Genomic DNA, 13,452 nt, shown 5'->3' with positions numbered 1-13,452 from the left:
ACGAAGCGGATCGCAGACCGGTCAACGCGACCATCCATCTCCGGCCCTCATCGGCGGTCCCCGATCTCCGCGAGGACATCGACGGTGCCGGTCCGGTCAGCGTACGCGCCGGTCGTGGCCGTCGGGAGGCCGTCATGACGTTGACAAGACAGGCGCGTCGGATATGGTGTTCTTCTCGTATACACGCCTCCAGCGGGCGCACGAAATCCGATCGACAGGCGACGCGCGGGAGGCTCCGCCCAGTGGCTGATCACAACGTGGTGGCAGAACACGGCTCGGTCGGCACCGTCCCCGACCCGGCCGGGTCCGGACCCGGCCGGGATCCCCGGGACGCGCCGGTCATCATCGAGGCCGAGGACCTCAGCTTCCGGCACACCGAGGAATCGCCGTACGTCCTGCAGAACCTCAACCTGCAGGTGCGGCAGGGCGAGATACTCGTGCTGATCGGGCCCTCCGGCTGCGGCAAGTCGACGATCCTCAACCTGGTCGCGGGCATCTACAAGCCCACCGGCGGCCGGCTGAGCTGCCTCGGCTCGCCGGTGGCCGGGCTGAACAAGCGGGTCACGTACATGACCCAGTTCGACACGCTGCTGCCCTGGCGTAGCGCGATCGACAACGCCGCGATGCCGCTGGAGATCAAGGGCGTCGGCAAGAAGGAACGGTACGAGCGGGCCCGCGAGCAGATGGCCAAGGTCGGCGTCGGGCACGCGGAGAAACTGCGCCCGCACCAGCTCTCCGGCGGCATGCGCAGCCGGCTCTCGCTGGCCCGCGCACTGCTCAGCGACACCGACATCATGCTCATGGACGAGCCGTTCAGCGCGATCGACGCCCTGCTGCGGGTCCGGCTGCAACAGCTGCTGCTCGACGTCTGGCATGAGACCGGCCGCACGCTCATCTACGTCACGCACGACCTCGACGAGGCCATCACCCTCGGCCACCGGGTCGCCGTGATGAGCACCGGGCCGGCCCGGATCAGCCTGATGCGCACCATCGACGCGCCGCAGCCGCGGGACGTGGCCCGCTTCCGGGCGACCTCGGAGGCCCGCGCGCTCTACGTCGAGCTCTGGGAGGCGCTGGAAAGGCCGGCCGCCGCGTGAGCACCCCGACCCTGAGCGAGGCCGCGGTCCTGCCGGAGGCGGTCCCCGAGCCGCCGCGCCGGCCGCGCCGCCGGCGGATCGTCACCCGCTCCTCGGTCACCGTGCTGGTCGCCCGGCTGCTGCTGATCGCCGCCGTGCTGGGCCTGTGGGAGCTGCTGTCCGGCGGCCCCGACGCCGTGCTGCCCGACGACGTGGTCGGCACGCCGGTCTCGGTCGGCCACCGGGGCTGGCAGCTGATCATGGACGGGCAGCTGCCCTCCAACCTCGGGTCGACCGCGCTGACGATCTTCTACGCGCTGCTGCTCGCGATCCCGATCGGCGTCGGGATCGGCGTGCTGGCCGCGAACCCCATCGGCCGCTGGCTGTTCCACCCGATCATCACGCTGACGTACGCGATCCCGAAGGTGGGGCTGATCTCGCTCTACGTGCTGCTGCTGGGAGCCAACACCAAGACCCACGTCGTGCTGGTCACCGGCGCCGCGCTGTTCGTCTACTACTTCTCGGTGCTGCAGGCGAGCACGGAGATCGACCGCCGGACGCTGACCGCGCTGCGGATGATGGGCGCGGGGCCGCTGCGGATCGCGTGGTCCTACCTGCTGCCGAGCTCGGTCCCGTACCTGTTCGCGGCCACCCGGATCGCGCTGCCGCTGGCGTTCGCGACGGAGATCTTCGCCGAGATCAAGGTGCCGGCGACGCCGGGCCTGGGCGCGCTGCTGACCCGGCTGACCGGCGCGCTGGACGCGCCCGGCTCGATGGCGGTGGTGATCTTCGTGGTCATCATCGGCTACCTGGTCGACGTCGTGCTCGGCGGCCTGCTGGCCCGCTACACCCGCTCGATCGGCCGGGGGATCCCGACATGAGCCGCAACCCGTACCCGCGCCGGGCGCTCCGGGTCGGCGGCGTGGTCGTCCAGTGGGCGGTCAGCCTCGGCCTGCTCTACCTGCTCTGGCGCTGGGTGCTGACGCCGAAGCTGAACAGCGCCTTCTTCGCCGGCCCGGACCGCACCTGGGCCGCCTTCAAGACCGACCTCGGCGACGGCGTGCTGCGCGACATGATCACGGTGACGCTCAAGGAGGTGCTGGTCGGCTTCGGCCTCGGCACCGTCATCGGCATCGTGCTGGCGCTGGTCATCGGCCTGTCGCCGGCGCTGGTCGGCAAGCTGCTGGAGCCGATCAACACCGGGATCTACGCGATGCCGAAGTTCGTGCTCGCGCCGATCCTGTTCGTCTGGATCGGCAACGGCTTCATGTCCCGGACCTACCTGGTGCTGCTGGCCACGGTCCCGGTCGTGACGCTCTACATGGTCAGCGGCATCCGTACGGTCGACCCGGCGACGACGCGGGCGATGCGGATGATGGGCGCCAACCGCCGGCAGATCGCCTGGAAGCTGCTGCTGCCGCACACCAGCAGCTACCTGTTCACCTCGATCGCGTTCGTGATCCCGCACGCGCTGACCGTGGCGATCGGCGCGGAGATCATCTTCGGCGCCTCGGACGGACTCGGCGGCGGCCTGTTCAGCCGGTCGGAGCTGTTCAACTCGGCCGGCGTGCTGTCGACGCTGCTCACGGCCACGGTGATCTCCGCGGTGCTGCTGGGGCTGTCCGGTCTGGTCACCAAACGCCTGCCGGGCCTGTCCCGGCGCGGCCCGATCCAATAAGGAGAGCCCGTACCGATGGCGACCATCACGGTCCTGCAGCACGGCCACCCGATCCGGACCTCCCAGGGCATCATCGGGTTCTGCAGCACCTACCTGATCCGGGGCGAGAAGACGACGCTCGTGGACGTCGGGCACGTCGGCCGGCGCAACTCGCTGATCGCCGCGCTGGCCGCCGAGGGGGTCGAGCCCGGCGACATCGAGACCGTGCTGCTCACCCACGCGCACTGGGACCACGCCCAGAACATCGACCTGTTCCCGAACGCGGAGCTGCTCCTGCACCCGTGGGAGCGCAAGTACGCCGCGGCGCCGCACCCCAACGACTGGGCCACCCCGGCCTGGACCGGCGCGATGCTGGAGACGCACCCGAAGATCCGCGAGGTCGAGGAGGGCTTCGACGTCGAGCCCGGGGTCATGGCGATCCACACTCCCGGCCACTCCCCCGGCTGCCTGACCGTGCTGGTCGAGAACGAGGGCACGACCGACGCGATCACCGGGGACGTGCTGCACTACGGGACCGTCGCGCTGACCAAGGTCAACCCGCTGGTCTTCTGGAACGAGAACGACGCGACCCGCAGCATCGAGCGGATCCTCGACGTCGCCGACGTGATCTACCCCGGCCACGACCGGCCGTTCCGGGTGGTGGGCGACAAGATCGAATACCAGGCCGCCCAGCAGATGCGGGTGTTCGGCCTCGACCCCGGCGACCCGGGCACGGTCTTCGACGCGAGCGAGCGGCCGGTCTGGATCATGCCCGGCATCGAGGACCAGACGATCGGATGAGGCTGGTCTCGTTCCTGGCCGGGAACCGCCCCGGCTTCGGCGTCCTCGACGGCGACCGGATCGTCGACCTCGGCGCGGCCGGGGACCGCTACCGGGAGCGCGGCCTGGCCGCGCCCACCTCGATGCTCGAGCTGCTCCGGCTCGGTCCGGAGGGTCTGGACGTCGCCACCGCCACAGTCGCCGACGGGCCGGTACGAACGCTGGGCGACGTCGTGCTGCGGGCGCCGATCCCGCACCCGGACCAGATCGTCGCGATCGGGCGCAACTACGTCCGGCCCGGGCGGGACCGGTCCGACGCGCCGGGCAGCCCGCGGATCTTCCCGAAGTGGTCGTCCACCGTGATCGGGCCGGGCGAGGCGATCGTCCGGCCGGCGGCCACCCGCAAGCTCGACTGGGAGGTCGAGCTGGCCGTGGTGATCGGCCGGACCGCCCGCCGGGTCGCCCGGAAGGACGCCCTGGCGTACGTGGCCGGCTACACGATCATCAACGACGTCAGCGCCCGGGACATCCAGAACCAGCAGCCCGAGCAGCTGGCCATGGCCAAGAACTTCCGCACGTTCACGCCGATGGGGGCCGCGATCGTGACCGCCGACGAGGTGCCGGACCCGGGCGCGCTGGACATCCGGTGCTGGGTGAACGGCGAGCTGATGCAGGACTCCAACACCCGCCACCTGATCTTCGACGTGCCCGAGCTGGTCAGCCGGCTCTCCCACGTGCTCGACCTGCACCCGGGCGACCTGATCAGCACCGGCACCCCGCCGGGCACCGGCAACGGCCGGACGCCGCCGCGCTACCTCGGCCCCGGCGACGTGGTCCGGATGCAGCTGGGTGACCTGGTCGAGCTGGTCAACCCGGTCGTCGACGAGGCCGTCGCATGACCGGCTGGGAGATCTACTGCTGCCGGCTCGGGACCCGCGCGACGCTGGCGTCCCGGCAGATCTCCGGCGACACCGGTCCGCGCACGAGCGTCTACCTGCTCTGGGTGCTGCGGCGCGGGGACGAGGTGGTGCTCGTCGACACCGGCGTCACCGAGCCCGAGGCGGCCAAACGCGGGATCACCGACCTGGTCGCCCCGAAGATCGCGCTGGGCCGGCTCGGCATCGACCCGGACCAGGTCGAGCGGGTGCTCGTCTCGCACCTGCACGGCGACCACTTCTGTGCCTGGGACGCCTACCCGCGGGCCCGGTTCCTGGTCCAGCACGCGGACCTGGAGTTCTTCTCCGGCCCGTACGCGCGGTTCCCGAGCCTGGTCCGCAACGCCTCGGACATGGCCGGCGTGATGACGCTGAACTACCAGGGCCGGATCGAGGTCGTCTCCGGCGACGTCCCGGCCGATTCCGGCCTCGATCTCGTCCGCACCGGCGGCCACACGCCCGGCAGCCAGGCCGTCGTGGTGGAGACTGCCGCCGGGCCGCGGGTGATCTGCGGCGACGTGGCCGGGACGTACCGGACGATCGCGCTGCTGGAGCCGTCGCCGCTCTCGACCAGCCGGCCCGAGGCGGTGGTCGCGATGGACCGGCTGCTCGGCCTGGTCGGCGGCGACGCCGGACACCTCTACCCGAGCCACGACCTGCAGCTGTTCGAGCACGGCAGCGAGATCGCCGACGGCGTGTTCCGGATGCGCTGACCCGTTGCCACCGAGAGGCCGCTGATGAGACTGCACCGCACGGTGACCGTCGCCGACGTCCGCGCGATCGCGAAGCGCCGCCTCCCGTCCCCCGTCTTCGACATCATCGACGGCGCCGCCGGCGACGAATACTCGCTGCGCCGCAACACCGAGGCCTTCCAGGACATCACCTTCCGGCCCCGGACCATGGTCGACGTCCGCAAGCGCACCACCGCCACGACCGTGTTCGGGCAGGAGATCTCGATGCCCGTCATGCTCGCGCCGACCGGGGCGGGGCGGGTGATCTCGCGGCACGCGGAGCTCGCGGTGGCGCGGGCGGCGAGCGCGGCCGGCACCGTCTACATGCAGAGCACCGCGACGGCGTACCCGCTGGAGGAGGTGGCCCGGCAGTCGACCTCGCCGCTGTGGTATCAGCTCTACCTGCCGCGCGGCGACGGCGCGCTGGAGCCGCTGCTGGCGCGGGTGGCCGAGGCCGGCTACACCGCGCTGGCCATCACCGTGGACACCCCGATCTTCGGCAACCGCGAGCGGGACATCCGGCACCGCAGCTCGATCCCGGCCCGGATCAGCCCGACGCTGGTGCTGCAGGGGATGAGCCGCCCGCGCTGGGCGGTCGAGTTCGTCCGCGCGAACACGACGGCCGACTCGCTGCGCCGGCGGGCGAGCGGGCAGCGGCGGCTCACGCCGTCGGCGACCCAGAAGGCGATCATCGACACGCAATACCCCGTCACCTGGGCCGACGTCGAGCGGGTGCGGGCGCTGTGGCAAGGGCCGCTGCTGATCAAGGGGATCATGCGCTCGGACGAGTGCGACCGGTATCTGGACCACGGCGTCGACGGGTTCGTCGTGTCCAACCACGGCGGCCGGCAGCTGGACGGCGTGCCGGCGACGATCGAGGTGCTGCCCGAGGTCGTCGCGGTCGTCGGCGGCCGGGTGCCGGTGTTCCTGGACGGCGGCGTCCGGCGCGGCACCGATGTGGTCAAGGCGCTGGCGCTCGGGGCGAGCGCGGTGTTCGTCGGCCGGCCGTACCTGTTCGGGCTGGCGGCCGGAGGCCAGGCCGGGGTCGAGCGGGTGCTGGAGCTCTACCGCTGGTCCATCGACCACACGATGGCGATGCTCGGCGTCACCGACCCGGCGGAGCTCGACCGGAGCTTCGTCAACGTGGGCCCGGCTCGGTGACGCCGCCGGCTCAGCCGAAGTTGATCGTGACCGAGCCGAGGTCGCCGAACGTCGCGGTCATCTCCCGCGCCTCGCCGACGTCCGCGCCCGCGAGGATCGACCCGGTCAGCAGCCGGTCGCCCGCGTGCAGCCCGAGGCCGAACGCGTCCAGCGACGCGCACACCCGGGTCAGCGACAGGAACGGGTCGTCCACCGTCTCCCGGTCGGTCACCCCGGAGCTGACCTCCACCCCGTCGCGGACCAGCCGGACGGGCACGGCGTCGGTCGCCCGGGCCGGGTCCTGCTCCGGCCCGACCACCAGGCCCCAGTTGTTCATCGCGTTGCCGACCCGGGCGGCCAGCGACAGGCCCATCCCGCGGCGCGAGCAGATCTCGAACGACGGGCTGACCGCGGCGACCGCGGCCCGCGCCTGCTCGACCGTGACCGCCGGGCCGCTCAGCTCGGCGCCCATGGTCAGGCACAGCTCGGCCTCGAGCACGGGGACGTGGATGTCCGCCCGGGACAACGTCGCTCCGGACCGGACGATGCGACTGGCCAGGATGTAGCCGAAGGGCCGGTAGCCGACGCCGCCGCGGTCACGGCCGCCGCGCGAGGTCCAGGCGATCTTCCAGCCGCCGACCCGCTCCCCCGCCGCCTGCCACCGGTCCAGCACCGCGACCTGCAGCTCGGCGCCGGGATCGACCGAGCCGTCGCCGTACTCGCTGAGGATGTCCGGGACCGGGTGGGGCAGCCGGCCCTGGGAGATGCCGAAGAGCAGGTCGGCCGCGGCGTCCTTCTCGGTGGTGCCGGTCGCGGTCACTCCCCCGCCTCTTCCCGGCTCAGGACGCGTACGTCGATGGGCCCGGCGATCAGGTCCGCCACCTGGGCCCGGTAGGCCTTGAAGTAGTCCGCGTCGCGGTGCGCCTGCAGCGCCGCGTCGTCGGCATACTCCTCGAACAGGTGGAAGCTGCCCTTGTCCGCGCGGTAGAGGTCGTAGCGCTGGTTGCCGGGTTCCTGGCGGGTGTTGCCGACCATCCACAGCAGCAGCGCGGCGAGCTTGTCCTCGCCGCCGGGGGTGGGTTCGAAGGACGCGAGCAGCGTCACTGGGCGGGCCATGGGCATGGGCTCACTCTCTGCCGCCGGCGGGGCCGGCGAGCTCTCTGCCGCCGGCGGGGCCGGCGAGCTCGATCTCGAGGTTCTTCGTGACGGGGTCGGGCGTGCGGCGCATCTCGATGCCGGTCAGCTCGGCCAGGTAGATCTCGGCCGTGGTCCCGACGATCGTGTCGTCCATCAGGTGGCCGCCGTAGGTCATGCCGGCCGGGGTGCCGACGGAGAACTCGGCGTGCACGTGGAAGACCAGGCTGCCGTCCGGCGCGGGGGCCACGTTCCCCTGTAGGGCGAGGATCTCCAGCGGGCCGGGGAACGTGGTGAGCCGGCGCTGGTCCGGGGTGATCGGCCACTCGCCGGGGAACGCCCAGATGTTGCGTACGGTCGCGTGCTGCAGGCTGGCGACGCCGCTGAACACGACGGCCTGGCTCATCCCGGCCGCGCGCAGCAGCCGGTCGAGCGCCGGCAGCACGTCCTCGCCCGGCGTCAGCCGCGCGACCAGCACCCGGCCGAACCGGCCGATCCCGGCCCTGGTCCCGTCCACGAGCCCCTCGGACACCTGGTCAGCAGGCAACGGCGGCCACCCTCTCCTCGTCCACCTCGACGCCGATCCCGGACCCGGTCAGCCCGTCCACGGTCAGCTGTCCGTCCACAACGGACAGTGGACGGACGACCACGTCCACCCGGCTGTGGTGCGGTGTGATCGCGGTGCCGAGCGGGAGGCTCGGCGTGCTCAGCGCGATGTTCAGCATCGCCGCGGACAGCACGCTGGTGTCGCCGGGCATGCCGGCCACGAACGGCCGCACGCCCAGCGTCCCGGCGACCCGCAGCACGTCGACCACGCCGTCGATGCCGCCCGCCTTGAGCAGCTTGACCACCACGGCGGCGGGGGTGCAGCCGGCGAGCGCGCGGCCGAGCAGCTGACTCGCGTCGAACACGCTCTCGTCCGCGGCGACGTCCACGCCGGCCGTGTGTCCCAGCGTCGCCAGGGTCCGCGCGTCCCAGGCGGCCACCGGCTGCTCGACCAGCGTGACGCCGAGGCTCACGGCCTGCCCGACGAACGCGTACGCCTGGGCCGGCGTCCAGGCCTGGTTGGCATCGACGTAGAGGCGCATGGCCGCGGGCATCCGGGACCGCACCCCGCGTACGGCGTCGAGGTCCTCGGCCACGTCCGGCCGGCCGACCTTGAGCTTGATGGCCGAGAAGCCCCGGCCGACCGCCTCGACGGCGTCGGCCTCGGCGGCGTCCCGGTCGAAGTTCCCGATGAAGGCGACGGTCGGCACGCTGCGGCGGGCGAGACCGCCGAGCATGACGTAGAGCGGGATGCCGTAGTGCCGGGCGACGAGGTCGTGGACGGCGATGGAGGTCGCGCAGCGCAGGGCGATCCGGGTCCGCAGCGTGCGGTGCACGGTGGCAAGACCGGCGATCAGCTCGGCCGGCTCGCGGCCGAGCAGCGCGGGCTCGAGCACCGCGACGAGGTCGGCGGCCAGCGACGCCTCGGACTCGTCGGTGAAGGTCTGGTTGAACGAGCCCTCACCCCAGCCGGCCAGGCCGTCGGAGTCGGTGAGCTTGAGCAGGAACGCGCGGGCCGTCTCGGTGGTCTTGTTCGAGGTCGTCACGGGCTTGGTCAGCGACACCCGGATCGGGACGGCCTCGATCTTGACCAGCTTCGGCATCCCGCGCTCCTCTCTGTCGGCTGAATGGCTCGGGCCCGCGGCCGCCGGTGGTCCGGCGGCGGGCCCGAGCTCAGTTCGCGGCCTTGAGCGCGTCGGTGACGAAGGAGGAATCCACCACGTCGGCGTAGTTGATCTTGAGCGAGTTCGGCGTGATCAGGTTCTGCACGTCCTTGGCGTGGTTGTACGCGTCCTCGCCCATGGACGGCTCGGCCCAGTAGTCCTGCAGCGAGCGGAAGAGCGTGTGCAGCGTGGTCGCGTCCGTCGTCCCCAGCGCCTTGTACTGCGCGGTCACGATGGCCTCGGCCTTGTCCGGGTTGGCCTTCGCCCACGTCCAGGCCTGGGTCATCGCCCGCACGGCCGCGGCGACGGTGTCCTTGTGCTGCTGGACGAAGGAGGTCTGCGCGGCCGCGTAGATCGTCGCGGTGTCGGCCAGCGGCTGCACCAGCCCGAGGTTGATCGTGGTGCTGTCAGGCAGCAGCGAGTTCGGCGGGTTGCCGATCAGCGCGCCGGTCTTGCCGGACTGCACCGCGGCCCGGGTCGCGCTGGAGGAGCCGGCCGGGATCAGCTGGACGTCGGTGTCCGGGCCGGGGCCGTAGGTCAGGCCGCGCTGCTTGAGGATCGCGCCCAGATAGCCACCGACCGGCGAGGTGAGGCCGGAGATCGCGATCTTCAGGTGGGAGCCCTTGAGCGCGGTCAGCTGCTTCTCGGTGTCGGCCGCGGTGGTTCCGGACGGGATGTGCAGGCTGCTGGCGACCGGGTTGCTGACCGTGATCTGGAACGGGCCACCCAGCCGCACGCCGTAGACCGCCTTCAGCGGCACGCCGGACTGGGCGACGCTCATGATCGTGTTGGCGGCGCCGAAGATGAACGAGTCCTTGTTGCCGAGGAACTGGGCGACGATCTGGGACGCGGTCGACCCGCCGGTGCCGGAGTTGACGATCTTGACGTTGAGGCCGTTGCTCTTGAAGAACCCGGCGCCGGCGGCGACCCAGGCCGGCTCCATGTCCGAGGTGAAGGCGCCGGAGATGGTGACGTTGGTTTCGCTCAGCCCCCCGCCGGACCCCGACGACCCGGAGGCCGAGCTGCTGCCCGATCCCGAGCTGCCGCAGGCCGCGAGAAGGACGACTACCGCGGCCGCTCCGACGAGCCTCGGAGCGGACCTGCGCATGGACCGGGTGTTCCTCATGACGCGCTCTCCTGATCTCGTACGGCCAGGGGATATCGGGCCGGATGTAGTATGCACAAGGTATGCAAGACACGTCAACGGCTCGTCACATCCAGTCCATCGCGGTGTAACAGGAGATCAGGAGCAAGCCCGCCTGATCGGGACAATCTCCCGACTACGCCAGTCCGGGCGGATGCCTAGCCTGATGAGCGAACGGTCAATACGGTTGAGTACCGACAGTATGGTATTCACTCCCGCGAGGAGGGCCCCATGGAAACTCGAGCGGTCGGATCCCTGCGGCTGTCCGTGCTCGGCCTCGGCGCGGGCACGCTCACCGACGACACCGTCGCCCAGGTACGGCCGATGGTCGCGGCCGCGCTGGAGAGCGGCGTGACCTACGTCGACATCTCCAACCGGCCGGCCAGCTCGGAGCGGCTGCTCGGCCGGGTGCTGCGCGGGCACCGCGACAGCGTGGTGATCGGGACGAAGTTCGGCTCCCGGCCGCGGCCCGGCGTGCTCGCCTGCGCGACGCCGGACTACGTCCGGGAGTCCGTCGAGGCCAGCCTGCGCAACCTGGACACCGACCGCATCGACCTCTACTTCCTGCACCGCCCCGACCCGGCCACCCCGATCGCCGACACCCTGGGCACGCTGGACGAGCTGGTGCGCGCGGGCAAGCTGCGCGAGATCGCCTGCTCGAAGTTCACCGCCGCGCAACTGGCCGAGGCGGACGCGGTGCGCACGGCCGGCGGCAGCCGGTTCGCCGCGGTCGAGAACCACTGCAGCCTGCTCGACACCGGCGACGTGGACACCGTGCTGCCGCTGTGCGCGGAGCGCGGGATCGCGTACCTGGCCTACTGGCCGTTGTCGGCGGGGCTGCTGACCGGCAAGTACCGGCAGGGTCTCCCGCCGGGCACCCGGTTCACCCGGGACGAGCGCTGGATCGCCCGGGCGCAGGAGTGGCACAGCGAGGCGAACCGGCTGCTGGTGGAGCGGCTGCTGGCCTGGGCGCAGGAGCGCGGCCACTCGCTGGTCGAGCTCGCCTTCGCCTGGCTGCTCGCGCATCCGCAGCTGTCCACCGCGATCGCCGGGGCCAGCTCGCCGGAGCAGGTGCGGGCGAACGCCGATGCGGCGGGGGCCTGGCGGCTGACCGCGGCCGAGTACGACGAGGTGACCGCGATCGCGCAACCGGCGGCTCAGTCGGCCGGCTGACGCTCCGGATGGTCGCCGCCGCCGACGCTCTCCCGGACGGCCATCATGTCCAGCCGGTCCAGGAAATACAGGATGCTGGTGACCAGCTGCGGCGGCACCCGCGGGTTCTTCGGGGAGTGCTCGAGGATGCCCTGGGCCACGTGGACCGGGCAGCCGGCGGCGAGGGCCGCGTGCACGCCGTACACGGGGTGGCGCAGCTGCTGGCCGATCGGGGAGAGCCGCGCCCCGGCCCCGTCGGGCTCGAACTCGACCAGTTTGCTGACGTCCTGGAGCAGGGCGACGCTGAGCAGGTCGTCCCGGTCGATGGCGACGCCGTGGTAGCGCTCCAGCACCTCGGCCACGGCCAGCGCCATCTCGAGGATGGCCCGGTTGTGCCGGAACTGCGAGTACGCCAGGTGCGGCGCGATCGGCACGTCGGTGAGCGCGTCGAACCCGCTCTCCTCGAGCATCCTGGTCCAGACGGCGAGCACCTGGGCCCGGCGGTTGCCGTCGGCGATCTGCCCGATCTCGGGGAAGTAGTCCAGGACGGCCCGCTCCTCATCGGACATCGGCGAACTCCTCGCCCAGGACGTTCTCCCGCCCGGCCTTCGCCTCGCCCCGCTCGACCCGCAGCACCGCCCGGGTCAGCGCGGCGTTGGCCGGCGCCGGCACCCCGGCCGCGGCCCCGCGGGCGGCGACCAGACCGCTGATGAACTCGATCTCCGTACGCCGCCCCTTGGCCATGTCCTGCGCCATCGACGGCCGCTGCAGGTCGCTGCGGGCCCCGGACCTCGTCGAGTCCAGCAGGATGCGGTCGACCTCGGCCCGCGCGTCCGCGTCCCCCTCGCCGGCGCGGGCCAGGGTCTCGGCGTCCAGCTGCCCGACGGAGGCGAAGCTGTAGCCGAGCGCCCGGCCGACGCGGACGGCTTCCGAACCCAGCGCCACGCAGACCCGCCGGACGTCGTCGTCGCGGTCGCGATCGTTGCCGCCCATCCCGGTCGCGGCCGAGACGCCGTTGCGCATCGAGTTGACGCAGAGCTTGCTCCAGCGCATGCCCCAGAGGTTCTCGGTGGGCCGCGCGGTGGCCACCGCGCCGAGGATCCCGGCGAGCTCCTGGGCGCGCGGGGTGATCCGGCCATGCACCTCGCCGACGTGCAGGGAGGTGACCTTCGGATCCTTCGGAGCGGGATAGTCGCGCCGGATCCGGCCGGCCTCGAACAGGTCGAACCCGAGGCCGCGCCCGACGACGCAGCCCATCGTGCGGCCCCAGCCCACAGCCCCGGCCAGCCTGTCCTCGTTGATCCCGTTCTGCATCGACACGCAGTAGCCGTCGGGCGCGAGGTAGTCGCGCGCGAGGGTCGCCACCCACTCCGTGTCGTACGACTTGACCGCGATGATCGCGATGTCGATCGGTGCGCGGCTGAAGGCCTGGACATCGGTCACATGTACGGCGTCGACCGGCACCGTGCGGGGCTCGGTCATGCCGCTGAGCTCGACGCCGGAAGCCCGCATCGTCTCGACGTTGCGCGGCCAAGGATCGACCAGCGTGACCTGCTGGCCCGACTCGGTGAGCACCGCCCCGACATAGCCGCCGACCGCGCCGGCGCCGAACACGACGATCCGCTTGCCCATGCACCCTCCGCTTGCTGGTCGCCGTACCGCCGGCCGACGATTGCGCACTGACAGTAGACGAGTTGTATGTAATATTTCAACGGCGTGCGCCCGTTGCATCCACCTCACCCGGTCCCCGCCAGCGGATCGCGAGGTTGCCGAGGGTCGCGGGCTGGGGCGCTCCGCCGCTGGGTGGCCGCGGATGTCGCGGGGCTACTTCCCGGGCGGTTACCGCTTCCGTACTGCGTAGGTCAGGTGGGTCACCCGCTGCGTCGGCTCCGCGCGGACCGGCTCCAGGGCCACGCGGCCGGCGTCCACGCCCTCGAACAGGCGGATTCCGGCGCCGAACAGCACGGGTGAGAGCGCGATCGTGAACTCGTCGA

15 protein-coding genes are annotated in these 13,452 nt (G+C 71.8%); 8 read left to right on the top strand and 7 right to left on the bottom strand.

Annotation, left to right across the window (positions count from 1 at the left end; all coding sequences use genetic code 11):
- Window positions 1–242 precede the first annotated feature (242 nt).
- From VGP36_18825 to VGP36_18795, 7 genes are read left to right on the top strand one after another with little or no spacing between them, the layout of a single operon-like run.
- Window positions 243–1,097 (top strand): ABC transporter ATP-binding protein, encoded by an 855-nt coding sequence (locus VGP36_18825; protein HEV7656772.1) that lies wholly within the window; start codon window positions 243–245, stop codon window positions 1,095–1,097.
- Window positions 1,094–1,957, top strand: a complete 864-nt coding sequence (locus VGP36_18820; GenBank protein ID HEV7656771.1) for an ABC transporter permease subunit — start codon at window positions 1,094–1,096, stop codon at window positions 1,955–1,957. Before VGP36_18825 ends, VGP36_18820 begins: the two co-directional genes overlap by 4 nt.
- Entirely contained in the window at window positions 1,954–2,754 is an 801-nt protein-coding gene (locus VGP36_18815) for an ABC transporter permease subunit (GenBank protein HEV7656770.1), read from the top strand. The genes VGP36_18820 and VGP36_18815 overlap by 4 nt, the downstream gene beginning before the upstream one ends.
- Window positions 2,755–2,769: 15 nt before the next feature.
- A complete protein-coding gene (locus tag VGP36_18810; protein HEV7656769.1) occupies window positions 2,770–3,534 on the top strand; it encodes an MBL fold metallo-hydrolase in 765 nt (254 codons plus the stop codon).
- Window positions 3,531–4,412 (top strand): fumarylacetoacetate hydrolase family protein, encoded by an 882-nt coding sequence (locus tag VGP36_18805; GenBank protein ID HEV7656768.1) that lies wholly within the window; start codon window positions 3,531–3,533, stop codon window positions 4,410–4,412. Before VGP36_18810 ends, VGP36_18805 begins: the two co-directional genes overlap by 4 nt.
- Window positions 4,409–5,161, top strand: a complete 753-nt coding sequence (locus VGP36_18800; protein ID HEV7656767.1) for an MBL fold metallo-hydrolase — start codon at window positions 4,409–4,411, stop codon at window positions 5,159–5,161. Before VGP36_18805 ends, VGP36_18800 begins: the two co-directional genes overlap by 4 nt.
- A gap of 24 nt (window positions 5,162–5,185) precedes the next feature.
- Entirely contained in the window at window positions 5,186–6,340 is a 1,155-nt protein-coding gene (locus VGP36_18795; protein HEV7656766.1) for an alpha-hydroxy acid oxidase, read from the top strand.
- Window positions 6,341–6,350: 10 nt separating this feature from the next.
- Here the strand turns inward: VGP36_18795 and VGP36_18790 are convergent, their stop codons facing one another.
- The 5 genes from VGP36_18790 to VGP36_18770 form a co-directional block, all read right to left on the bottom strand.
- Entirely contained in the window at window positions 6,351–7,139 is a 789-nt protein-coding gene (locus VGP36_18790) for a hypothetical protein (protein HEV7656765.1), read from the bottom strand.
- Window positions 7,136–7,435: a putative quinol monooxygenase gene (locus tag VGP36_18785; GenBank protein ID HEV7656764.1), complete on the bottom strand. Its 300-nt coding sequence runs from the start codon at window positions 7,433–7,435 to the stop codon at window positions 7,136–7,138. The genes VGP36_18790 and VGP36_18785 overlap by 4 nt, the downstream gene beginning before the upstream one ends.
- 10 nt (window positions 7,436–7,445) lie before the next feature.
- Window positions 7,446–8,000: a PPC domain-containing DNA-binding protein gene (locus VGP36_18780; protein ID HEV7656763.1), complete on the bottom strand. Its 555-nt coding sequence runs from the start codon at window positions 7,998–8,000 to the stop codon at window positions 7,446–7,448.
- A complete protein-coding gene (locus tag VGP36_18775) occupies window positions 7,990–9,102 on the bottom strand; it encodes an enolase C-terminal domain-like protein (GenBank protein HEV7656762.1) in 1,113 nt (370 codons plus the stop codon). The genes VGP36_18780 and VGP36_18775 overlap by 11 nt, the downstream gene beginning before the upstream one ends.
- A gap of 70 nt (window positions 9,103–9,172) precedes the next feature.
- Complete coding sequence (locus tag VGP36_18770) at window positions 9,173–10,270, bottom strand: ABC transporter substrate-binding protein (GenBank protein ID HEV7656761.1); 1,098 nt, start codon at window positions 10,268–10,270, stop codon at window positions 9,173–9,175.
- Window positions 10,271–10,537: 267 nt separating this feature from the next.
- On the opposite strand from VGP36_18770, the gene VGP36_18765 reads away from it, so the two are divergent.
- The gene (locus VGP36_18765) at window positions 10,538–11,479 is read left to right on the top strand and encodes an aldo/keto reductase (GenBank protein HEV7656760.1); all 942 of its coding nucleotides are present in this window, start codon (window positions 10,538–10,540) and stop codon (window positions 11,477–11,479) included.
- Here the strand turns inward: VGP36_18765 and VGP36_18760 are convergent.
- Complete coding sequence (locus VGP36_18760) at window positions 11,464–12,027, bottom strand: hypothetical protein (GenBank protein HEV7656759.1); 564 nt, start codon at window positions 12,025–12,027, stop codon at window positions 11,464–11,466. The genes VGP36_18765 and VGP36_18760 overlap by 16 nt on opposite strands.
- Window positions 12,017–13,090 (bottom strand): 2-dehydropantoate 2-reductase, encoded by a 1,074-nt coding sequence (locus VGP36_18755; GenBank protein ID HEV7656758.1) that lies wholly within the window; start codon window positions 13,088–13,090, stop codon window positions 12,017–12,019. The genes VGP36_18760 and VGP36_18755 overlap by 11 nt, the downstream gene beginning before the upstream one ends.
- Between the last annotated feature and the right edge of the window lie 362 nt (window positions 13,091–13,452).

This window comes from Mycobacteriales bacterium (assembly GCA_035995165.1).
Classification (GTDB): domain Bacteria; phylum Actinomycetota; class Actinomycetes; order Mycobacteriales; family CADCTP01; genus CADCTP01.
The sequence above is the reverse complement of the archived record's forward strand: the minus strand, read 5'-3'. Positions and strand labels throughout refer to the sequence as shown.